A 20,137-nucleotide genomic window follows, 5' to 3' on the forward strand; every position below is an offset into this window, starting at 1 on the left:
TGGCCTTGTGAACAGCCCGGTCGGCAGGGAGGCGACGTGACGACTACCGGATCCAACCCCCGCCTGACCGCGCTGCTAACCGAAGCCGGCTGGTCCGACGCCGCCCTGGCCCGAGCCGTCAACGCCCTGGCCGCTGCACAAGGTCTGCAACTGAACTACTCCCGCGCGTCCGTCGCTCACTGGCGCCGCGGATCCCGGCCTCCTGCCCCCGTACCAGCCCTGGCAGCACAAGCCTTCACCCGACGCATCGGCCGCCCCGTCAGCTCCCACGACACCGGCCTCGCCCAGCTCACCGCCCACGAAGCCGCTCAGTCACCACCCCAGGCAGACCACCGCTCACCCGTGCAGCAGCTGCTCACACTCGCTCGCAGTGACATCGACCCCGTGCACCGCACCGACTTGCAGCGCGCCGCCTATACCCTGAACCCCACAGCACACACCGCTCCCACCGCATTCGCGCGCCCGCTACCCCAGCACACCAAGCCCAGCAGCGCCGACGACACCGCCGCTCCACAGGCGCTCTTGCAAACGTTCACCGACCTGACCCAGCGCCACGGCGGACGCTGCGCCCGCACCGCCCTGGCCGCCTACCTCGCCGACGACATCTGCACCCTGCTCACCCAGCGCGCCGACCGCCCTGAGCAAACCCGGCTCCTCACCTGCACCGCCCAACTCACCCACCACCTCGCGGTCATGACCGACGACGCCGGCCACCACCACCTGGCTCACCGCTACTTCACCCTGACACTGAACCTCGCCCACCACGCGGGGTGCCGAAAGACCTACGCCATCACCCTGCGCACCATGAGCGCCCAGGCGCTCCGGCTCGGCCACCTCCACCACGCCCGGGTCCTGGCCGAGAACTCTGCCCGCACCGCCGAATCCACCAGCCCCACCGCGCTGACCTCATTCATCCTCATTCAACAAGCCTTGATAGCCGCACACGACCGACAACCCCCGCGCGCACGCGAACTCATGCAGGCGGCGGAAAACCAGCACGAACAGCCTGCTGCGTCAACCGGTTCCTTCAACACCTATCCTCTCGCCGCTCTGCATTACCAACGAGCTGCCGTCCTCCGAACACTGGGACAGCACGCCCAGGCCCTCGCAGCCCTGCAGTCCTCGACGCGTCATCGAGATCCCGGCGATCACCGATCCCTCGCCCTCTCCCATGCGCACACCGCCGATATTCATTTACGCCTAAAAAATTTAGACGCCGCCTGCACGCACTGGCACAGATTCCTCGCCTTCTACGCTTGTTTGCATTCCTGGCGCGCCGACCAGGCTCTGACCCGCCTGCGCCAGAGCCTGCTGCCTCACAGGAACTATCCGCCCGCAAAAGACGTATTGGACCGTGGCCAGCACACGTCCCGAAACGCCTCCTTCAGGAATTTCTCGGGCGGATGCCGCTGAAGTCCCGCCGGAACTGGTTCGGCACACAGTGCCGAGCACGTCACTCGCCTGCGCTGGCTCCGGGCGAGCCCGCGGCGAAGACCACACCCGCAGCGGCGGCTTCGACGCCGCACTCATCCTGCACCCCGCCAGCACCAGCCACCGCACCCGCGTCCACGTCCTCACCCTGCCCGGCCGCTTCCTCAACCACGGCACCCGGCCCGCGTTCGAGGACTGGCCACCTACGCCTCCGGAACCGGCGCATCTCATGCCCGGGAGAGCCTATGTCCGAAGATTCACCAACTGGCACGGCCGCCTCCTGGATATCACCGTCCACGTCGGCGACGACCAGAAGGTCTTGCTGCAGGCAACACGCTAGACAACACAACGCTTGACCGAACAGCCCGCGCCGGCTGAGCGCCTGGTCCGCGATGGTGGCACCCCGGACCACTGCATCCGCCTCGGTTCCCCGAGGCCGGAGGCACACGGCTCTGGGCCACACCGATGCCAAGAGCACCTGCCGCCGGGCCGATGACACGGCGGCCCTTCGGGCAGAGAGAACTTGACCGGGCCAAAGCCGTACAGGTCTCGCTCACCCCCTCCCCAGGCCCCCTGTGCTCGCGGCGGGCTGCAATCGAACCCGAGGGCAACGCTGACCCCTGCGAGACAGCACCCCTCGGGTTCGTGAGTCACTGGCTTCGAGATTCCTGGAACCCGTCGGATTCCGGTGGGCGGCACCGCCATCATTGCGATTCGCACCGCCACCAGCTCCCTGACCAGCCTCGTCCGACAGATCAACTACCTCAACGAAGAGAGCCTGTTCGTCGGGGACCTGGAGCACATTCAGGACGAGGCCGACCGACGCGCCATCCCCACCACGGGCCGCCCGTACCCGAGCACGTCGACGGGGTCCGCTTCGAGAAGATGTCCTTCACCTATCCGGGCAAGGACAACAAACCCGCGCTCGACGGCGTGGACCTGCATATCCCGGCCGGTGCGACGGTGGCTTTGGTCGGGGAGAACGGTTCCGGCAAGTCCACCTCCGCCAAGCTCCTCGCCGGCCTCTACCTTCCCGACGAGGGCCAGGTCCTGGTCGGCGGCGTACCCACGAGCGAGATCGACCGGCAAGCCTGGTTCTCCCGCATCGCCAACGTCTCCCAGGACTTCTACCACTGGCCGCTCACCGCCCGCATGAACGTCGCGATCGGCCGCACCGACGCGGACCCGACCGAAGAACGGCTCACCGCCGGGGTCCGGCACGCGGACGCCGAGGACCTGATCGAGGACCTGCCACGCGGCTGGGACACCCTGCTGGCCCGCGGCTACCAGGACGGCCACAGCCTCTCCGGCGGGCAGTGGCAGAAGCTCGGGATCGCCCGCGCCCACTTCCGAGCCGGGCAGATCCTCGTGGTCGACGAGCCGACCGCCGCGCTCGACGCCAAAGCCGAACAGCAGGCGTTCACCAGAATCCGGGCCCTCGCCGCCGGCGGACAGACCGTCGTCCTCATCACCCACCGCCTGCACTCCGTACGCTCCGCCGACCTCATCTACCTCATGGAAGACGGCCGGGTAGCCGAGTCCGGCACGTTCGCTGAGCTGATGGACCCGGCTACGGTCCCGGACGGCAGGTTTCGGGACATGTACGAGATTCAGCGTGCCCAGTTCGCCTCAGACGATGATGAGCGCGCCGTGCCGCTCCAGAAGGGCCCAACGGTCACATGAGAAAATGGCCAATGCCCCTGGGCGCCCGGCTTCCAATACGCCGGAAAGTTCCTACCTCGCACGCCGTCCCAGTGTCGGAAGGCCGCCCGATACGGCGCGCACACTCCGTGAGGGAAAACGCTCCTCGTACCCATCTGACGACCGAGGCGTCGCGCAGGTCTCGCTGAGCCTACGGCGTCGCTTCAGGCTGGTCCAGGTCAGCGCGCGCTCGTATGCCGCCTCCCACCGCCGGTGCCAGCCCGGGTCCGCTGGGACTCGAACCGACACGAGGCGTCCCTGCTCTGCGTGGAAGGCCACTCGCCCTTCGGACACATAAAGCTGGATGGCCTGCCCTGCCTGAAGGACACGCGGGATCCGCCGTAGGTGCACGAAGTCCCTCGGGAAGACGAGTCTCTTCCGACTACCGCTTCCGCGCTCAAACGAGACGGTCGGGTTGGCGCCCGACCAGGTTAACCAGCACGGCACCATGGGCGGCCTCTCAGCCCTTTGGCTCATATTTCGACCCATGCGGGCAGTCTGCCCCGTCTGTACGTCACGGGCCAGGGCCAAGTTGATCACACGGCCACGTTGAACAGCTCCGCCCGGAGTCGGGGCGGAGCTGGGTCCGAGAGCAGCCAGCAGCTCGGATGGATGGATACCGCTCACGCTACGGCAGCCAAGGAGGCGCCGATGCGCCGGACAGACTCGGGCTGATGGGCGTCCGCGTCGCGGACAGCGTCGCCGCCTGCCCCACCGGCCATGCCCACAAGGCGCTTCGGACGCACAGCGTCTAGCTGAACTTCAGCTTCAGTCGGCAAGGCGGCCTCACCCAGTTCAGCCGTGCCGACGACAGCCCAGTGTCCGCCGTCTTCACAGGCCGGGCCCCGGCCCGCTCCAAGGAAGACGTCATCAGGAGCACGGTGGTCGCTGCGCCGCTGACCGGGCCACGCGATCGGACTGCCCGTCAGCACCCGTCCCGGCCTCCGCACGCCGGTGCATACGCCCCGGCGTGCGGGTGACCTTTCGCCTTCGGCGCCGTTGGCGGGTGCGGGGTGGGCGGGTGTTCGTGGCGGGGTGGGGCACTCGTACGGCAGGACCACGACACCGGGAGCCGGCCATGCAGATGCTTTCCCCTCTTCAGCGCGTCCTGCGGGCCGAGTACCTGCTGCCGCCCGCTGCGCGCTCCGCGTCCTGGGCCCGGCGCCTGACCGGCTTATACCTGGACCGACCCGGGTCAGCTTGTTACCTGGTCGATACGGACGCCGCTCAGCTGGTGGTCACCGAGCTGGTCTCCAACGCCACCCGCCATGCTCGCAGCGACTGCCGTCTGCGCCTGTGCGGCGGGGGCGGGTTTCTGAGCATCGAAGTCCACGACGACGACCCGGCACACCCCCAGGCCCGTCCGGCCACCGCGGACGACGAGGGCGGCCGCGGCCTGTTTCTCGTCGACGCGCTGTCGACGGACCTGACCGTCCTCGACGATCCCGGCGGCGGCAAGACCGTCCGCGCCACACTCGCCGCAGCCTAGCCCGCAGCCTCGTGCGTGCACCGCCGCGCTGGCGGAAGCGCCGTCGAGGCGTGCCGGGGAAGGCAAGGGGCGCGAGAGCGGGCGGGGGGTTCCGGTCTCGCGCCCGGTCACTGCCGGTCTTCGGCGGCGACCTTCGGCTCCTCCGCGGGGAGCTTTAAGGGCAGCTTGCCACGGCCTGTCAGCCAGGTCCGGCCCGATCCCCGCCAACTCGCCCGACACCTGCGTCCCGGCGGTGCCCCGACCTGCCCGGCACGGGCACCGCCAGAGGCCGAGGCCGACACCGGCGGCCTCCCGGAGGCGCACGGCGAGCACCGGTTCGGCCCGGAGCACACCCTGTCGTGCGCGCGCGGCACATGACTTACCCGGTGTTCGCCGAGACAAGGACAACCAGCACATGAAGCCCGGCTTTGATGCGGTGCGCCTGGTGCACGCCGCCGCCCGCCCGCACGACCACGCCCAACTGCCCCGGCGGCTGTGCACGGCGCTGCGCCAAGGTCTGCCGGTGGACGAGGTGGCCCTGTGCCTGTTCACCAGCCGGGAGTGCCGCCAGCTGCTGGGCGCCTGCGGCCCGGCGGCGCTGCGCCTGGAAGAGGTCCAGTTCGAGACCGGCGAAGGCCCCGGCACCGAGGCGGCAGCCACCGGCCGACCGGTCCTCTACCCGGACCTGCGCACCCGGCCGATGCCCTACCCCTTCTTCGCGCCGCGCCTGCACGAGGAAGCCGCACACGTCGCCGCCGTCTACGCCTTCCCCCTCGCCCTCGGCTCCCACATCCTCGGCACCGCACAGTGCCTGCGCTACCGGCCGCACCGCCTGGACGCGACGGTCCTGGCCCACACCACCGCGGCCCTGGAGGTGACCGCGGGCGCCATCGCCGACTTCTGCCTGCCCCGCCTCGCCGCCGGCGAGGCCCTGCCATGGGAGCCCGCCGAAACCCTGGCCGCGCACTGGGAGACCACCTACCGGGCCAGCGGGCTGCTGGCCGACCTGCTCGACACCTCCGTCACCGACGCCTTCGCCCGCCTGCGCGCCATCGCCTTCACCACCGCACGCCCCCTGCCCGCCCTGGCGCAGGACATCCTCAGCAGCCGGGACACACCCCGGCGGGAATGAACCCGGGCAGTGGCTATGCAGGTGACCAGCAGAGGCGCCTGCCGCTGGGTGTGGGGAGCGTCCTCGTGTTGCGAGGGGTGCTACGGCCGAGACTTGACGGCAGTTGGGTCCTTGCGGTGGGACGTTGGGTGTGCTGCTCCCGTTGAGGGTCTGGATGCGCATATCGATGCCCAAGGTCAAGCTGTATGTGGCGATCCGGCATGGCCGCCGTGCCCGGCCGGGCAGCCGGACTCGTGTAGCTCGGGCCCATGTTGGGGCTCAGGTTTCAGGGGGGGGTGGGGGTCTTGTCGGTGTCCGGGGGCGGCAGGGTGGTGGTGCCGTCGACGATGTCGCGGGCGAGGTCGACCAGGCGCAGGTGGTGGTGGCGGGCGTGGGCGCGCAGGCGGTGGAAGGCCGTGTCCAGGTCGGTTTCGTGGCGGGCGGTCAGAAAGCCTTTGGCCTGTTCGATGATGGTGCGGGTGTCCAGGGCTTTTTCGAGCTGGGCGCGGACGGTGCGGTGCTGGTCGAGGGTGCTCTGCTGGAGCAGGGAGATGGCGGTGGCGTCCGCCAGGGCGCGGGCCAGGTGCCGGTCGGCTGCCGGCAGCGAACCGGGGACGCGGCGGAAGAGGTTGAGCACGCCGATGGTGTCGCCGCGCAGCCGGATCGGGGTGGCGTGCACGGAGGTGTAACCAGCACTGTGCGCGCGGGTGCTGAAGCGCGGCCAGCGCGGTGAGGGTGTGGCGTTGAGGGTGTGGTCGACGGGGACGGCCTGGTCGAAGGCGGTGCAGCAGGGGCCTTCGCTGGCGTCGAGTTCGAAGAGTTCGACCAGGCGTACGCGTTCGGAGGAGGCGGCGACCAGGCGCAGCGGACCGCCGGGCACGGCGAGCATCACGCCGGCGTCGCCGATGTCGAGCAGGTCCATGCAGTGTTCGGCGACGCGGTAGAGGAATTCGGCCGGGTCGAAGTCGTCGACCAGGGTGTCGGCCAGGTCGATCAGCGCGGCGGTGATCCGCGCCTCGCGCGGCAGCCCAGGCGGCCCGTTCGACGAGGCCGGATCCGGCAGGGGGAAGGACGAACTGGGCATGGCAGCCTCCGGTCGGGACAGTGCCAGCAACCGGGGCCGGAAGCACACTACGGGGTCTGGGTGGAATACCACCCGGACGAGGGCTGACCTATCGTCACGCTACTCCCTTGCGGGAGCGTGAACCAGCCACACGGCGCCTTCCCCATGCCGGCAGGCTCCCGTGTCCAGTCGGTGCCGGCGCTCGGAGGGATACACCAGCTCTGCCTTCACCCTCCGGTGCAGACCGGACCTTCACCCTGCCGTTCACGCACACGAGCGACTTCACATCTCACCGGCATTCCGCGCATCCCGAGCCCACAACCGCCGTCCGAATGCGAACAACAAACGCCTCCCGCACCACACCACATAGCCATCGGCAGCGAGCCGGAGGCCCCGCCCAACGCTTGCCGGACGAACTGCTCAAACAGCGCGCGGTGACTACCCGGTCGACAGTTGTGTCAGGCAGCCCGGCCCGAGGGGAGCAGGAACGCCCCGGTGCGGCGAAGGGACGGACGGCACCGCGTGTTCGCCGCGAACGCGCGGATCCCGTCCGGACACACCGTGCCTTCGTGCCAGCAGCCCCGTGCGCGCTGAGGATGGCGACGGAGCCGAAACGGCGTAGGGGAAATCCGCCGTGCAGGCCGGTCGTGGGCCTGCGGGGCGAGGAGAGTGGAGGGCAGGAGGCACCGCTCGCGTTCAGCTCCCCTCCACGGCCGGTGCAGTCCTGGTCACGGGCACCGGGGCGAGACAATGAGCATCGGTGCCCATGACAGAGACGCCTCGAGGCTCACGCCGCCAGGCACCCGGTGTTGCCGGGACTCGCCGGCAGCACCATCGCCCTGGCCCCGTGTCCCCGGCGCTGCAGGCATACTCGGAGCTCATCGTTACGGTCGGCAAGTCAACCGCTCGCGGTCGGGGCCCGTGGCGGTAGTACCGGAGCTGTGCGGACAGCTCCTGCCGGACCACCGGTCACGCTGCCTGCGGCCCCCGGCCGAAGGCACCTCCCTACCGGCCAGGCCAGGGCGGAGGCTGTTCTCACAGCGGCCTCTTTTGCTCGGTCATGCGGGTTTTGGCCGTTCTCCCTGTCGGTCACCGGCCGACCGTGGCCGCGGTGGGCGCCCTGCCGGGGCTCTGGTCCAGGCGGAGATCAAATGGCCGTTGGTGTAGGCGACCGGTCCTGCGGGTGCGGCAGCGGGCCGGACGGTTATGGCCTGGGCCGGACGGTTGGCGCAGGCGTCCTGGGTGGTGGCGTAGCGGGGAAAGCGCCGGGTCAGTCCGGTCAGGCGCAGGAGCCGGCCGATGGTGGGCTGGTGGTAGACCAGGCGCAGCCAGCCGCCGGCGGCCTCGCTGCGGCAGTGGGCGGTTTCGAGTTCGGTCAGGGCGCTGGTGTCCATGAAGGTCACGGCTGTGAGGTCGGCGATGAGGCGGGCCGCGGGTGCCGCATCGTTTCCTCGGAGCAGGTCGCGTAGCGCCGGTGCTGTCGACAGGTCGAGTTCGCCGGTCGGCCGTACCGTGCGGCAGTTCCCCTGTGGCATGGGGGTGCGGGTGCTCAAGTGGGCCAGCTCCTTGCGGGAAGAGGGGGCGCCTGCGACACGTGTTCTGCCGTCGGTGGGCGCCACCTTACGGACCGCACGGATACCGCCGGAGCAAAAAGTTTCTTGTTCAAAGGAATGCGCGCTTCCGACCCAGTTCGATCGCTATCTGACCGCAACTGCCGTTCTCTTGTGACTTTTTGGTCACCCACTTCGAACTGGGGGTGGTGGCGAGTACAGGGCTTCGGCTGCGCTGCGGGCGCCGGGCATCCTCACCCGACGGCTACCGGTGGCGGAAGGCAGGCGTAGGGGTCTTGGTGCCGGCGAGGCAGAGTGGCGCCGGGGTGGCCGGGTATGTCAGTGGCACGGTTGGCGCGTTGTGCCGTGGGGGCTGCGCGCTCCTGGGCCCGGGGCGTCCCATACTGCGGATACGAGGCTTCCATGACGGTCACCGGGCCTGCCCAGTACCACCTGCTGTCTCTTCCTGACGGATCGTGCGAGACGGTCAGCTGCCTGGCTTCGGTCATCCGGTGCCGCGCGACGGTGCCCACCGTGATCGTCGATGTGACGGCGGTACAGCGGCTGAGCATCGATGCTCTGGCCGTGCTGGTCCGCAAGGCGATGCGCCTGCACGCGGCCGACGGCCAGCTGCTGCTCGCCGGGCCCTGCCCCGCCGTACGCAAGGTCATCGAACGGACGGGTACCGGTCCGCTGCTGCCCGTCTTCACCGACAGCACTGCCGCGCTCCGCGCGCTGGCCGAAGACGGCCGCGTCTGGCACCACGTGGAACTGCCGGCCGGACGCAGCGCCCTCTTCGCCGAACCACCGCCACCGGAGCTGTGACACCACCGACCGTGACCATCGGGTGAAGGAACCGCAACGGTACGTGACCGGACGTCGTGGCACTTCGTTGCTCCGTCCAGAAGACCGCCCGGACCACGAAGGGACAGCCGGTGGAACACGGCGCACCGTTGGGGGCGGGGGCGAGACGTCCACCGCCCCCTCGCCCCGTGCCCGCCAACCGCCGCGCCCGAGCCGGAGTACCCGACTGGCGGCCCCCGGTTCGGGAGCCGCCAGGTGCGACTGGTCACGCAATGCCGAAGAGGCGGACGTCAGGTGCGCGAGGTGCGGCTGCGGCGCACCAGTGCCACACCACCGAGCAGCAGCGCACCGCTCATGGCAGCCGCGGCACCGAGGTGATCGCTGCCGGTGCGCGCCAGCGCCGGGCCCTGCGCGGCCTGGACGGCCCCGGACACCCGGCCCTTGCCGCCGGCCGGAGATGCGGCCGACGGGTTTCGGGAGTCCACGTCTCCGGCGACATCGGCCGGCGGCCGATGCCCCGCCCCCGAAGAGCCGGGGACCTCATGCCCCGGCGGCCGATGGCCGGGAGACTGCTGACCAGGCGGCTGGTGATTACCCGGAGGCTTATGTCCCGGCGGCTTTTCGCCAGGAGGCTGGTGGCCGGGCGGCTTGTGCCCAGGGGGCTTGTGGCCCGGCGGCTTGTGACCCGGCGGCTCTTCGCCAGGAGGCTGATGGTTGCCCGGCGGCTTGTGACCAGGGGGCTTGTGGCCGGGCGGCTTGTGACCCGGCGGCTTTTCGCCGGGAGGCTGGTGGTTGCCCGGCGGCTTGTACCCAGGGGGCTTGTGACCTGGCGGCTTGTGACCTGGCGGCTTGTGGCCCGGCGGCTTTTCGCCGGGAGGCTGGTGGTTGCCCGGCGGCTTGTACCCAGGGGGCTTGTGACCTGGCGGCTTGTGACCTGGCGGCTTGTGGCCCGGCGGCTTTTCGCCGGGAGGCTGGTGGTTGCCCGGCGGCTTGTGCCCAGGGGGCTTGTGACCTGGCGGCTTGTGACCTGGCGGCTTGTGGCCCGGCGGCTTTTCGCCGGGAGGCTGGTGGTTGCCCGGCGGCTTGTGCCCAGGGGGCTTGTGTCCCGGTGGCTTGTGTCCCGGTGGCTTGTGGCCGGGCGGGTGGTGGTGGCTGCCGGGGTTGGCGCAGTGGTTGTTGAAGGCGGGGTTGAGCAGGCCGATGACGTTGACGGTGTTGCCGCACACGTTCACCGGCACATGGGCCGGGGCCTGGAGCAGGTTGCCGGCGAGCACGCCGGGGGAGGCCGCGGTGCGTCCCGCGGCGCCGGAGTCGGCGTGCGCGCCCGCCGTCGTGCCGGCCAGTATTGCGGTCGCCGTCGCGGCGACCAGCACGCTGTGTTTCACGAGAGGTTGCACGTGTGGTCCTTCATCTTTCGAAGATGACGAACCGGGCACCTGGCGTCGGCCAGGTGCCCGCATCCCGAAGGGATATCGCCCAGCCCCTGGACCGAGGAGCGCCGCCGAAGCGGCGAACGCCCGGTTCACCCGCTCCCCTTGGGAGCCATGACAGAAACGGACAGGGTGCTGAGCGCGTCGCATCGGATTGAACGATCGTCCCGCTGATAGGAAACGCACAGCTTCCCGGGCCACCGCTGCCTGAACGGTTCTTCTTCCCACCCACTGCCCCTGACGGGTTTCATTGGGCATGGACACGCGTTCGCAGCGGTCGACGCCGCGCGAGCACGCCCGTACGAGATGCCACCCTCCAGAAATCCATCCCCAGCAAACCACCAGGTCAGTAGCGTGCGCGGTGCAGCGTGCCGGGGGCGCGTGATCGACGTCTGGGCGCGGGGGCGTGCACTGCGGGCACAGATGGGTTGTGCAAATGTCCGAGTCCTGTAACGGGCCGTCCCACCTTCAACCACCGCCTGCGGGACTAGCCCACAGTGAGGTCCACCCGGCAGCTCCGGGCATCTCGTCCTACCGGCCCCGCCTCAGCGGGGCTGTCCGCAGGAGGTTTGTCATGTCCCGTTCCGTCCGTCTCGCGGCCGTCGCACTCGGCTCGGCTGCCCTGGCCGTCACCGCGGCCCTGCCCGCCGCCGCCACCGGCGCGCACACCCTCCCGGCCCCCCACCGCTCCCCCGTCGTCATCGGCGCGGTACAGGCCGACAGCCCCGGCCGCGACGACGGCTCCAACCGGTCCCTGAACGGCGAGTGGGTCACCGTCAAGAACACCGGCCACCGCCCGGTCAACCTCAAGGGCTGGACGCTGACCAGCCGCAGCACCCACAAGACCTACCGCTTCAACAACCTGCGCCTGAACGGCCGCCAGGAGGTGCGCGTGCACACCGGCCACGGGCGTGACACCTGGCGCGACGTCTACCAGGACCGCCGCAACTACGTCTGGGACAACCGCCGCGACACCGCCACCCTGCGCAACGACCACCGCCACCTCGTCGACACCAAGCACTGGGGCCGCCGCTGAACGCGGCTCCGGGGCCGCCCGCCACGGCCCTCCGGACATCCAGGTGCGCCGCGGCCGAGGGGCCGCGGCGCACCGCCCTGCTGTGGAGAGGCAGGACCGCCTGGAGCGGCCGGTTCCCGGGCCTTGGCCCCGTCATCCGGCACCGGCAGAATGTCCGTGCCCCCGGCCTGTGACCGGTCCGGCCGCAGTGCGGCAGGAGGGGAAGACATGCTCCCGACCATGGCCACGCACGGATGCGCACCGCAGCACCACCGCGCCCGCCTGCACGACGGCGTCGTGGTCCACGAGGAGTGCATGCGGTGCGCATACCGGATTTCCTACGAAGCCGCGGGCCGTGAGCGTCTCTGTCCACCGCCGCGCCCGGCAGCCCCGACAACGGTGGCCGAGCCGAAACCGTTGACCGTGGCCAGCTCCCCTTCCCCGCGTACAGCCGGTTCCACGTTCACGGGCCGTAGCCGGTAAGGGAACGCGGATGCGTTCCGTGGGACGCCCCCTGTGTTCGTAGTGAACGGTGCGCGGGCCGGGAGTCAGCCCGTCTCGTCGACGCGGTGTTGCGCCCAGGCGATGTCGTCCACCGCCAGCCCTGGGTCACCGGCCAGGGCCGTCGGGGTCATGCCGGTGAACGCCGTGATCTCCCGGTGCAGGTGGGACTGGTCGGCGTAGCCGCACTCCGCCGCGACCCGGGCTGCGCTGCCGCCCGCGGCCAAGCGGTGGGCGGCATGGCGGAAACGGACCAGCATCGCAGCGTGCTTGGGAGGCAGGCCGATCTGTGACCGGAAGCGGGACCACAGGCGTCTGCGGCTCCAGCCGGCCTCGGCCGCCAGATCCGCGACCCTGACCCGGCCGCGGCTGACGGAGATCCGGTCCCAGGCCCGGGCCACCTCCGGGTCCGCCGGCGGCCCTGTCCCGCTTCGACGGGCGAGCAGGGCCTCGGTCAAGGAGAAGCGGTCGTCCCACGACGCGGCAGCGTCCAGTTGTTCCCGCAGCCGTTCCGCATCCCGGCCCCACAAGTCCTCAAGGGCGAGCACGCTACGGTCCAGCTCCGCCGGACAGACCCCCAGCACGGCGTACGCAACCAGTGGAGACAGGTGCACCTCGACGCACGTGACGTCCTCACCCCGCATGCGGACTGCACCAGGTGCGAGCCCGGCCACGAAACTTCCACGCTGTTGCCGGCCGGTGGCGTCGCTCACGACGAGCGGACCGCCGCCGCATTCGACGATCAGGGTGACGGCCGGGTGCGGGATCACCGGCAGGTCGACGGGGCCCGGGCTCCGGTCGCCGAACCCGGCCAGGCTGACGCCGGCTGTCCGGCTGGGCCGCGGCGGCCTGGCGACGTGCCACCTGGCCACCGCTTCACGCTCGTACACGGTGGAGCGCATCCCCCCTTGCTAGGACAAGACCGGCCGGAACATGTGTCCAAGACACTGGCACGCGCTCACGGTGACCGTGGGCTCATACAAGCAGCATCATCCAGAACGGCTTCCAGGCGATCGCCAGCGGTGACCCTGGCCGGACCGCCGCGGTCCTCACCGAGGACGCCGAACGGCTCTCTCCTCCGGACAACGCCACTGCCGTCGCGCTCAAGACGACCCACCACATGGTCGGCAGGAAGGCGATCGTGCGCTTTTTCGCCGACGACCTCCCCCGTCTGTTCGCGCGTGACGTCACCGTCACCTTCCACCGGTTCCACGCCGCCGGCGAGCGGGTGGTCGTGGAGGCAACCATGACGGCGACGCTCACCAACGGCAACGGCCATCGACGAGCACACGCTGGTCCACCGACTCCGGCCGCGCACCGCAGGATGAGCAGCCGAACTCGCGTCGCATCGCTGTCGTGCCCCAGGTGCTTCACCGGATGGCGCTTCGGGCCCGGGCGAAGCCGCCCGGGCCCGAAGCCCGGCGTCAGCGGGAGAGCCGCAGGCAGCCGAGCCGAAGCGGGCTGCCCGTATCGCTGCCGCACGAGGTCTGAACGGCGGCGACCGCCCACCGGGGCCTGCCAGCCGGCCCCGGCGCACATGCCCCGACCGGGCCGCCGGGCATCTACCGATCAAGGTACAGAACGGGTAGCCGCACCCTCCGCGCCCAAACCGAAGAACCCGCCGATCACGCCGCGGCCCTGTCTCCACGCCCTTCGTCCTGCCCGACTTCATTCTGCTCGACCTCGGTCCGCACCCGGGCCAGGGCCCGGGTGAGCAGCCGCGAGACGTGCATCTGGGACACGCCCAGCTCGGCGGCGATGGCGCTCTGCGTCATGTCCTCGAAGAACCGCCAGTACAGGATGCGGCGTTCACGCTCCGGCAGCCGGGCCAGGGCGGGCTTGACCGCCTCCCGGTCCTCGATCAGGCCGAAGCGGCCGTCGGCCGAGCCAAGGGTGTCCAGGAGGGTGTAGTCGTCGTTGTCGCCGCCGCGGTCCAGGGCCACGTCCAGCGACAGCGACCGGTAGCTCTCCAGCGCCTCCAGCCCCCGCACCACGTCCTCCTCCGCAAGCCGGGCGTGCTCGGCGATCTGCGCTACGGTCGGCGACCGGCCGTCCAGCGTCGTACTCAGCTCCCGTACGGCCTTGCGGACCTTGTTGCGCAGCTCCTGCGTACGCCGGGGCACGTGCACATCCCAGGTGTAGTCACGGAAGTGCCGCTTGAGCTCGCCCGTGATGGTGGGAATGGCGAACTGCTCGAAAGCAACGGCCCGTTCGGGGTCGAAGCGGTCGACTGCCCTCACCAGGCCGAGGGCCGCGACCTGCTGAAGATCGTCGAGCTGCTCCCCCCGCTCGCGCAGCCGAGCGGCCTGGCGATGCGCCAGCGGCAGCCAGGCGGTGATCACACGCTGGCGCAGCCGCTCCTTCCCGGGCCCGTCCGGCAGCGTGACCAGCACCTGGAACGCTTCGGTGGTATCCGGGTCGGAGTAAGGCCGCTGCTGAGGGCGCGCGCTGATGGTGGTGGCCATCGCGACTCTCCTTGATCCTGACGGGCGGTTCACGGATGAGCGGCCACTGACCGGAAGACGGCAGGCTGGCCCCTCTGGACGGGGTGCCTGCGGTTCCGAAGCACTACAGCTCTCCTGACCCGAACGCCGCCCTCCACACGTACAACCCGGAAATACTTGTGGCGACGCGGCGCGGCGCACATCGGACACATCGGACACATCGGACAGCGAAGCGGCTCCTGCCCGGACCGCCACGCGCTGGGCACCATCAGGCTCCCGGCGAAAGCAGCACCGGGCGCCGTTCTCGTCCCGACTGCAGCCGTCGGCCAGCACACCTCACCCGGACAGTGCGTAGGGGATGAACGGGCAGCGGGGCGGCGGCTGGGCACGCCGCCCCGTGGGCTGAACTCCCGGCACCGTACGCTTCCCGAGCATGATGGCCTTCGCCGACCGGTGCCCTTGGCGGGTTCCCGCAGGCCCGTCGGCCAGGCTGGGCCATCCGGTGCTTGTTCAGTCCCACTCGCCTCTGCCCGGCCTGGCCAGGTTCTTCCACCAAGACGGCATACCGCGGCGGTGCGGACGGTCGAGGCGCCAGGGCATCAGATGGGACCATGGGCGTATGCCCGAGATATCCACTTGTGTGACTGAGCGATGGCCGCATGCTCCGTCCGCTGCGACCGACTGGCTCCATGAGCTGTGCGGGGACGGCGTGATCGGCTTCATGCCGCCGGCGATGCCCGACGCCGCCTGGGTCCTCAACGCCATGTACGAGCACAAGCAGGGCCCGGCGGACATGACACACCACGAGTACCACCAGGCTCGGCTGGCTGACGGAAGCATCGAGCCGCACGTCGTGGCGGGCATCAACCTCGACGCCGAGTCGGTCGCCACCGGTGGAGGGCTGGGCCGCGCCGAGCACCCGGGCCCCGGCTGGCGGCGCCTGCGCTGGGCGGCCCTCGCGCGCCGCACCGGTGACCCGATCGTCCCCGAGGGGCTGCTGTCCTGCTACCGCTGCTTCCCTTCGGCCACCAAGGATGGCAGCTGGCCACTGAGCATCATCCCGCCGACCGAAGGCAGCATGGACCGCGAGACCTGGGACAAGCTGATCGCCCTCCTTATCGAGCACAGCCCGGACGGCGCGGACACTGCCTGCTTTGCCTACTACAACCCGCTGACGGCGGGCTGCGACTTCGAGAACCTGCACGTGCGCGCCGGCCGCCTCGGTGACGCCAAGCTGCTCTACGACAACCCCGAGATCGATTTCAGCCCGTCCAACCTGTGGGCCGCCGACCGCTCCTGGATGCTGTGCACCGACTACGACCTGTGGGCCACCAAGGTCTCCGGGCCCCGCCCCCTCATCGACGCGCTGCTGCACGACAGTGAGATCGAGGCCATACAGCTACCCAACGACCCCACCGAACCAGCAGGCCAAGCGTCGCCTTCGCACACCTAGGCTCCGAATCATGAGCACGTCTGATCAGCACCACCGCGTCCGTATATCCGCCGCACCCGAGCGGCCCGCCGTCATCGAGGTGGACGGCCACGATGTCGCGTCGTCGGTGGAGGCGTACCGGATCACGCAGACCGTGGACGAGGAGCCCCAGGTGACGCTGTACGTGGCCAAGGGCTGGAACGGGGTGCGGTTCGAGGGCCTGGCCGACGTGGTGGTCGAGCCAGCGGATGTGCGGCACGTCGTGGCCGGGTTCCTGGATGCGGTGGACTGGCGCAAGCTCGATGAAGCCGCACTCGGCCGCGATGATCTCGACGGTGGGCCGGGGGAGCTGACACGCGGGATGCTGGCGCAACTTCGGGAGTGGGCGCTGAGTGCTTGATCTGCACGGTGTCGCCCGGTTCGCCGAGCGGCGCCTGATGCCGGACACCGTGCTTGTCACCCGCGAGGTCGGCGAGGACGTTCTCGATCCCGCCACAGGCGCCCTCATGCCTGCTCCTCCGCTGGTGGTGCACTCGGGCAAGGCCGGGTTGTACGGGCACCAGGAGCGGATCCGCAGCAAGGGTGGCCACGAAGGTGCGTGGGTCGAAGAGGTGCGGGCCGGGTACCGGCTGCTGCTGCCGCTCGATGCGCCCGAACTGCGGGAGGGCGACATGGTGGAGATGGTCGAGGCTCGTGACGAGCAGGCCGCCGGTCGTACGTACCGGGTCGCCGCGCTCGGCGAGGTGTCCTCGGTTCCGGTGCTACGCACCGTGTGGCTGGAGGAGCACAACCGCAAGGCCGACGCATGAGCGGCGGCGCGTTCACCGACCCCACGGCGCTGGCCGCCGCCCTGGAACGAGGAGCCGCCCAGACGGTGGCCGCGATGCACGCCGTAATGCGGCACCGCTCCCAGGCGCTGGTCGAGCAAGTGCAGCACAACGCCTCCGGACGGCCAGGCCCACGCGTGATCACCGGCAAGTATCGGGCCTCCTGGCGCGCCGACGTCCAGGCCGCCGGCCCAGTGGTCGTCGCCGAGGTGGGCACCAGCGCGCCGCAGGCGCGTCGGCTGGCGTTCGGGTTCGTCGGCGCCGACAGCCTCGGCCGGCACTACGCGCAGCCGCCCTTCCCGCACCTGGGACCGGCCGTCGCCCAAGCCGGGCCTGTCCTCGTGCGGGAGTTGAACGACGCGGTGAAGAGGTCGCTGTGAACGAACTGGCCGAAGAGGTCGAGGCGGCCTTGGCGGAGGTCTTCGGCGACTGGGAGCTGGGGCTGCTCGCCCGCGCCGTCGTCATCGCCGAACTCCTGGACGAGGACGGCGAACGCGCCCTGTCCGTGATCACCACTCCGGGCGTGCCGGACTGGGACACCGTCGGGCTGTGCCGGTACGGCGCCCTGCCCGTCGAAACCACCGGCAGAGGCTCCTCGGGAGACGACGAATGATCGACCGCGCCGCCGTCTCCGAAGCCTTCCGCCGCACACTGACCGAGGCGACCGGCAGGCCATGCGGGCTCGGGAAGCTGCCGCTCGTCGAAGGTCAGCCGGCTGAGATGCCGTACCTGGTGCTGTACCCGCAAGGCGGCCCCGTCGGCGGGGCTCCCCTGGCCGACGCGTCAGAGGATTCGGAACTTCTGTACCAGGTGTCGGCCGTCGCCGCCCGTACGGACCAAGCGGAGTGGATGGCCGACCGAGTGCGACGTGCGGTCCTTGAACGCACCGCGACCGGCGGCTGGCGCTGGCCGATCGACGTGCCAGGTGCCGACGTGTGGGCGCGCGAACTCAGGGGCGACGCCGGAACCGACGACGCGGGTCCGGCTGCGGCCGTCGTCAGCTACCCGCAGCGGTTCTGTCTGACTGCCAGCGGGTGAGCGTCCGACCCGGTTCGCTTGAGATGGAAAAACGTACAGCGTCCTCCCGAAGCACTGCGGAGTGCTTGGGTGGTCTGTAGAGTCATAAGAGACATTGCGTTAGCGCGCGATTGAGGCTGACGAGAGTGCCTAACCTTCCCGGGATCTGCACCCTCGCCGCCTCTTCACCGCGGGGGATCAGTCGTTAGGAGAGTCACGGAAGATCGAGATCAGCAGGCCGATAAGCGGGCCCACTGCCTTGAGTACCTTGACTAAACCGCGACTGATTCTCCGCAACCACACCAGCAACGCCCCTCGACCACGCCGGTGCTTGCCGGTCATGCTCTGCCTCCTCATCTCCATCTGACTGGACTGCTTGGAGTGAGGGAGTGAGGTAGGCACGATTCGTTGCTGCCTGAGCGTCAGGCTACGTGAACACAGGCAAACGCGCGGGCGGTTGTGGCATCTCGGCCCGATCAGTATTCACGTGTGTGCTGTGCCGCCAGGCGGGCGCAGTGGTCGGTAGAGGCTCTGGCGTCGGCCGTTCGTCTGGAAGTGCCGTCCCGTGCGCACAAAGCCGTTCGGTTGGGCGCAGTATCGTGATCAGCGCGCGATTCGGCGTTCGGCATCGCTGAGCTGGTCGTGCCCTCACCGCGGAGGCACTGCGCGGACGCCCACCCGGGTTTCGGGATGGGCCGGTTCCCCGACACGACGTCGAGGGGCGGGGCCATCCCACCATTGCACGTTTGGCTGCCGTCCCGGAATCGGACAGCAAGCCTTGCAGGTCAAGAAGTACAGCCGCCGGGGCGTCACCCGCGTCCTGTGGCTGGAGAAGGTCGCCGACGAGGGCAACGTGCCCACCCGCCCGGAGCTGACGGCCGGCACGGATCTGACGAACGCCATCGCGTCCATCGACGGGTGGACGCTCGCCAACCAGCCCATCGAAACCCCTGACCTGGGCAGCACGTTCGAGAGCAGCATCCCCGGCAGCGACAAGGCCGACGACTCCTCGCTGGGGTTCTACGAGGACAAGGTCAGTGACGCGATCGAGCAGTTGCTCACCAAGGACGCGACGGGCTGGGTGGTGTTCCTCCGCAAGGGCGATGTGCCCGGCAACCGGTCCATGGACGTCTTCCCTGTCCGGATCGGCTCCCGGTCCCCGAACTACTCGACTGACAACGAGGCCGCCAAGTTCACGGTCAGCTTCTCGATCACGGAGAAGCCGACGCAGGACGCCGAGGTCCCGGCCGCCGATACCCCGCCGCCGCCGAAGTTCGACAAGTAACTCGGCCCCTCCCGCCCCCGGCCGGGCGCACGCGCAGCGGCGTTCCACCACCTCCTCGGCGCCAGCCTGCGGCCCGGCCGGGCCCCGTTCTCCTGGAGTTCTCCATGCCCGGCACCTCCCCCTCCCCCACTGCCCCGCCCGCTGAGGCGGTCGCCCGCGACGCGCACTGGGCGCGCAAGCTCGCCCGGCTCCGGGCGCGCCAGCTTCCCGAGTACACGCTGCGACTGTGTGACGACCTGGCCGCGAAGAAACGTTTCGACCAGGCGAAGCTGGAGGCCGCGCGGCTGCGCATGGCCGACGCTGAGACGGGCGCCGACCCGGCCGAGGTCGAGCGCGCTGAGGTGGAGCTGAAGGAGGCGAAGGCCGCGTACGAGGCGGCGTCGCTGTCGCTGACGTTCCGGGCGCTGCCGCGTCCGGTGCTGGACGGGCTGATCCGGCGGTTCCCGCCGACGGAGCAGCAGGCCGAGGACGGTGACGCCTGGAATCCCGAGACGTTCCCCGCCGCGCTGGTCGCCGCTGCCCACATCGAGCGGGACGAGTCCGGGACGGCGGTCGAGGGCCTGTCCGAACAGGACGCCCAGGAGCTGCTGGACTCGTGGCCGGCGGGTGAGGCGAACGCGCTGTTCGCGGCGGCGTGGCAGGCCCAGCAGATCAGCCGGGCCAGTACGGAGGAGCTGGGAAAAGACTGATTGCGGACGCGCAGCTTCGGGCGGAGCTGGAGCTGTGCGACCGCTACCGGATTCCGCATTCCTTCTTTCTCGGCGCCGGGGACGGCCGCTGGTCCCAGACGGACCGGGCCAAGGCACTGGCGTTCGAGGCGTACCGGCGCAGCGTGTGTGAGCAGTGCGGCACGCGGGCCGCGGAGTGGGACGAGGAGCAGGGCGGTGACCGGTACGCGTACGTGAGCACCACGGTGCGGTGCGTGGGCTGTGAGCTGATCGCCACGGAGCAGGACCAGGTGCCGGACGGCCCGACGGCTACGGGGTGCGCATCGGTCTGGTGCCGCGCGAACAGCACCACCACCAGCAGCAGTAGCAGTAGCAGTAGCAGTAGCAGGA

At 70.2% G+C, this 20,137-nt stretch carries 22 protein-coding genes and 1 pseudogene; 16 read left to right on the forward strand and 7 right to left on the reverse strand.

What is annotated here, in order from left to right:
* Positions 1 to 36 precede the first annotated feature (36 nt).
* The 5 genes from EJG53_RS16855 to EJG53_RS16875 all read left to right on the forward strand — a co-directional run bounded on the left by EJG53_RS16855 (position 37) and on the right by EJG53_RS16875 (position 5,732).
* Positions 37 to 1,413 carry a hypothetical protein gene (locus EJG53_RS16855; protein WP_125045540.1) on the forward strand — a complete coding sequence of 459 codons (1,377 nt, stop codon included), beginning with the start codon at positions 37 to 39 and terminating at the stop codon, positions 1,411 to 1,413.
* Positions 1,414 to 1,441: 28 nt separating this feature from the next.
* The gene (locus EJG53_RS16860; protein WP_125045541.1) at positions 1,442 to 1,771 is read left to right on the forward strand and encodes a hypothetical protein; all 330 of its coding nucleotides are present in this window, start codon (positions 1,442 to 1,444) and stop codon (positions 1,769 to 1,771) included.
* A 545-nt stretch (positions 1,772 to 2,316) separates the two neighbouring features.
* Positions 2,317 to 3,114, forward strand: coding sequence for an ATP-binding cassette domain-containing protein (locus EJG53_RS16865; protein WP_244955177.1), 798 nt, complete (start codon positions 2,317 to 2,319; stop codon positions 3,112 to 3,114).
* Positions 3,115 to 4,210: 1,096 nt separating this feature from the next.
* The gene (locus EJG53_RS16870) at positions 4,211 to 4,621 is read left to right on the forward strand and encodes an ATP-binding protein (RefSeq protein WP_244955178.1); all 411 of its coding nucleotides are present in this window, start codon (positions 4,211 to 4,213) and stop codon (positions 4,619 to 4,621) included.
* Positions 4,622 to 5,015: 394 nt separating this feature from the next.
* Entirely contained in the window at positions 5,016 to 5,732 is a 717-nt protein-coding gene (locus EJG53_RS16875) for a GAF domain-containing protein (protein WP_244955179.1), read from the forward strand.
* Between the two features lie 265 nt (positions 5,733 to 5,997).
* On the opposite strand, the gene EJG53_RS16880 is transcribed toward EJG53_RS16875, so the two are convergent.
* Positions 5,998 to 6,795, reverse strand: coding sequence for a GAF and ANTAR domain-containing protein (locus tag EJG53_RS16880; RefSeq protein ID WP_125045542.1), 798 nt, complete (start codon positions 6,793 to 6,795; stop codon positions 5,998 to 6,000).
* A gap of 1,037 nt (positions 6,796 to 7,832) precedes the next feature.
* Complete coding sequence (locus EJG53_RS16885) at positions 7,833 to 8,327, reverse strand: STAS domain-containing protein (protein WP_125045543.1); 495 nt, start codon at positions 8,325 to 8,327, stop codon at positions 7,833 to 7,835.
* 420 nt (positions 8,328 to 8,747) lie between these two features.
* Between EJG53_RS16885 and EJG53_RS16890 the strand changes: the two genes are divergently transcribed.
* A complete protein-coding gene (locus EJG53_RS16890) occupies positions 8,748 to 9,149 on the forward strand; it encodes an STAS domain-containing protein (protein WP_125045544.1) in 402 nt (133 codons plus the stop codon).
* A gap of 269 nt (positions 9,150 to 9,418) precedes the next feature.
* Here EJG53_RS16890 and EJG53_RS42515 read toward each other — a convergent pair whose 3' ends face one another.
* The gene (locus tag EJG53_RS42515; protein WP_244955180.1) at positions 9,419 to 9,613 is read right to left on the reverse strand and encodes a hypothetical protein; all 195 of its coding nucleotides are present in this window, start codon (positions 9,611 to 9,613) and stop codon (positions 9,419 to 9,421) included.
* 735 nt (positions 9,614 to 10,348) lie between these two features.
* Positions 10,349 to 10,816 (reverse strand): annotated as a pseudogene (locus EJG53_RS43895) (chaplin); the annotation flags it as partial.
* 316 nt (positions 10,817 to 11,132) lie between these two features.
* On the opposite strand from EJG53_RS43895, the gene EJG53_RS16900 reads away from it, so the two are divergent.
* A complete protein-coding gene (locus EJG53_RS16900; RefSeq protein WP_125045546.1) occupies positions 11,133 to 11,594 on the forward strand; it encodes a lamin tail domain-containing protein in 462 nt (153 codons plus the stop codon).
* Between the two features lie 527 nt (positions 11,595 to 12,121).
* On the opposite strand, the gene EJG53_RS16905 is transcribed toward EJG53_RS16900, so the two are convergent.
* On the reverse strand, positions 12,122 to 12,976 hold the full coding sequence (locus EJG53_RS16905) for a helix-turn-helix domain-containing protein (RefSeq protein ID WP_125045547.1): 855 nt from the start codon (positions 12,974 to 12,976) through the stop codon (positions 12,122 to 12,124).
* Between the two features lie 110 nt (positions 12,977 to 13,086).
* Between EJG53_RS16905 and EJG53_RS16910 the strand changes: the two genes are divergently transcribed.
* Positions 13,087 to 13,788 carry a nuclear transport factor 2 family protein gene (locus tag EJG53_RS16910; RefSeq protein ID WP_244955638.1) on the forward strand — a complete coding sequence of 234 codons (702 nt, stop codon included), beginning with the start codon at positions 13,087 to 13,089 and terminating at the stop codon, positions 13,786 to 13,788.
* On the opposite strand, the gene EJG53_RS16915 is transcribed toward EJG53_RS16910, so the two are convergent.
* Positions 13,700 to 14,539: a SigB/SigF/SigG family RNA polymerase sigma factor gene (locus EJG53_RS16915; RefSeq protein WP_125045548.1), complete on the reverse strand. Its 840-nt coding sequence runs from the start codon at positions 14,537 to 14,539 to the stop codon at positions 13,700 to 13,702. The two genes, EJG53_RS16910 and EJG53_RS16915, sit on opposite strands and share 89 nt — an antisense overlap.
* A gap of 619 nt (positions 14,540 to 15,158) precedes the next feature.
* Between EJG53_RS16915 and EJG53_RS16920 the strand changes: the two genes are divergently transcribed.
* Genes EJG53_RS16920 through EJG53_RS16945 form a run of 6 tightly spaced genes read left to right on the forward strand, consistent with a single transcriptional unit; the run spans position 15,159 to position 17,815 of the window.
* Positions 15,159 to 15,971 carry a hypothetical protein gene (locus EJG53_RS16920; protein ID WP_244955182.1) on the forward strand — a complete coding sequence of 271 codons (813 nt, stop codon included), beginning with the start codon at positions 15,159 to 15,161 and terminating at the stop codon, positions 15,969 to 15,971.
* A gap of 10 nt (positions 15,972 to 15,981) precedes the next feature.
* Positions 15,982 to 16,350, forward strand: a complete 369-nt coding sequence (locus tag EJG53_RS16925) for a hypothetical protein (protein ID WP_125045550.1) — start codon at positions 15,982 to 15,984, stop codon at positions 16,348 to 16,350.
* The gene (locus tag EJG53_RS16930; protein ID WP_125045551.1) at positions 16,343 to 16,759 is read left to right on the forward strand and encodes a DUF6093 family protein; all 417 of its coding nucleotides are present in this window, start codon (positions 16,343 to 16,345) and stop codon (positions 16,757 to 16,759) included. Before EJG53_RS16925 ends, EJG53_RS16930 begins: the two co-directional genes overlap by 8 nt.
* A complete protein-coding gene (locus EJG53_RS16935; RefSeq protein ID WP_125045552.1) occupies positions 16,756 to 17,157 on the forward strand; it encodes a hypothetical protein in 402 nt (133 codons plus the stop codon). The genes EJG53_RS16930 and EJG53_RS16935 overlap by 4 nt, the downstream gene beginning before the upstream one ends.
* Entirely contained in the window at positions 17,154 to 17,390 is a 237-nt protein-coding gene (locus tag EJG53_RS16940) for a hypothetical protein (RefSeq protein ID WP_125045553.1), read from the forward strand. The genes EJG53_RS16935 and EJG53_RS16940 overlap by 4 nt, the downstream gene beginning before the upstream one ends.
* Positions 17,387 to 17,815: a hypothetical protein gene (locus EJG53_RS16945; RefSeq protein ID WP_125045554.1), complete on the forward strand. Its 429-nt coding sequence runs from the start codon at positions 17,387 to 17,389 to the stop codon at positions 17,813 to 17,815. Before EJG53_RS16940 ends, EJG53_RS16945 begins: the two co-directional genes overlap by 4 nt.
* A 177-nt stretch (positions 17,816 to 17,992) precedes the next feature.
* Here EJG53_RS16945 and EJG53_RS40640 read toward each other — a convergent pair whose 3' ends face one another.
* A complete protein-coding gene (locus tag EJG53_RS40640) occupies positions 17,993 to 18,136 on the reverse strand; it encodes a hypothetical protein (RefSeq protein ID WP_154806377.1) in 144 nt (47 codons plus the stop codon).
* Positions 18,137 to 18,572: 436 nt separating this feature from the next.
* Between EJG53_RS40640 and EJG53_RS16950 the strand changes: the two genes are divergently transcribed.
* Positions 18,573 to 19,079, forward strand: coding sequence for a phage tail tube protein (locus EJG53_RS16950; RefSeq protein ID WP_125045555.1), 507 nt, complete (start codon positions 18,573 to 18,575; stop codon positions 19,077 to 19,079).
* Positions 19,080 to 19,183: 104 nt separating this feature from the next.
* Entirely contained in the window at positions 19,184 to 19,768 is a 585-nt protein-coding gene (locus tag EJG53_RS16955) for a hypothetical protein (RefSeq protein WP_125045556.1), read from the forward strand.
* Positions 19,769 to 20,137: the final 369 nt, after the last annotated feature.

The sequence above is a fragment of the Streptomyces chrestomyceticus JCM 4735 genome (assembly GCF_003865135.1).
In the GTDB taxonomy this organism is placed as follows: Bacteria; Actinomycetota; Actinomycetes; order Streptomycetales; family Streptomycetaceae; genus Streptomyces; species Streptomyces chrestomyceticus.

Excerpts from the sequence above, each read along its gene's own strand:
- EJG53_RS16865 (WP_244955177.1), top strand. The coding sequence starts at position 2,317 with ATGTCCTTCACCTATCCGGGCAAGGACAACAAACCCGCGCTCGACGGC.
- EJG53_RS40640 (WP_154806377.1), bottom strand. The coding sequence starts at position 18,136 with ATGACCGGCAAGCACCGGCGTGGTCGAGGGGCGTTGCTGGTGTGGTTG.
- EJG53_RS16935 (WP_125045552.1), top strand. The coding sequence starts at position 16,756 with ATGAGCGGCGGCGCGTTCACCGACCCCACGGCGCTGGCCGCCGCCCTG.
- EJG53_RS16890 (WP_125045544.1), top strand. The coding sequence starts at position 8,748 with ATGACGGTCACCGGGCCTGCCCAGTACCACCTGCTGTCTCTTCCTGAC.
- EJG53_RS16870 (WP_244955178.1), top strand. The coding sequence starts at position 4,211 with ATGCAGATGCTTTCCCCTCTTCAGCGCGTCCTGCGGGCCGAGTACCTG.
- EJG53_RS16945 (WP_125045554.1), top strand. The coding sequence starts at position 17,387 with ATGATCGACCGCGCCGCCGTCTCCGAAGCCTTCCGCCGCACACTGACC.
- EJG53_RS16915 (WP_125045548.1), bottom strand. The coding sequence starts at position 14,539 with ATGGCCACCACCATCAGCGCGCGCCCTCAGCAGCGGCCTTACTCCGAC.
- EJG53_RS16900 (WP_125045546.1), top strand. The coding sequence starts at position 11,133 with ATGTCCCGTTCCGTCCGTCTCGCGGCCGTCGCACTCGGCTCGGCTGCC.
- EJG53_RS16905 (WP_125045547.1), bottom strand. The coding sequence starts at position 12,976 with ATGCGCTCCACCGTGTACGAGCGTGAAGCGGTGGCCAGGTGGCACGTC.
- EJG53_RS16925 (WP_125045550.1), top strand. The coding sequence starts at position 15,982 with ATGAGCACGTCTGATCAGCACCACCGCGTCCGTATATCCGCCGCACCC.
- EJG53_RS16955 (WP_125045556.1), top strand. The coding sequence starts at position 19,184 with ATGCCCGGCACCTCCCCCTCCCCCACTGCCCCGCCCGCTGAGGCGGTC.
- EJG53_RS16880 (WP_125045542.1), bottom strand. The coding sequence starts at position 6,795 with ATGCCCAGTTCGTCCTTCCCCCTGCCGGATCCGGCCTCGTCGAACGGG.
- EJG53_RS16875 (WP_244955179.1), top strand. The coding sequence starts at position 5,016 with ATGAAGCCCGGCTTTGATGCGGTGCGCCTGGTGCACGCCGCCGCCCGC.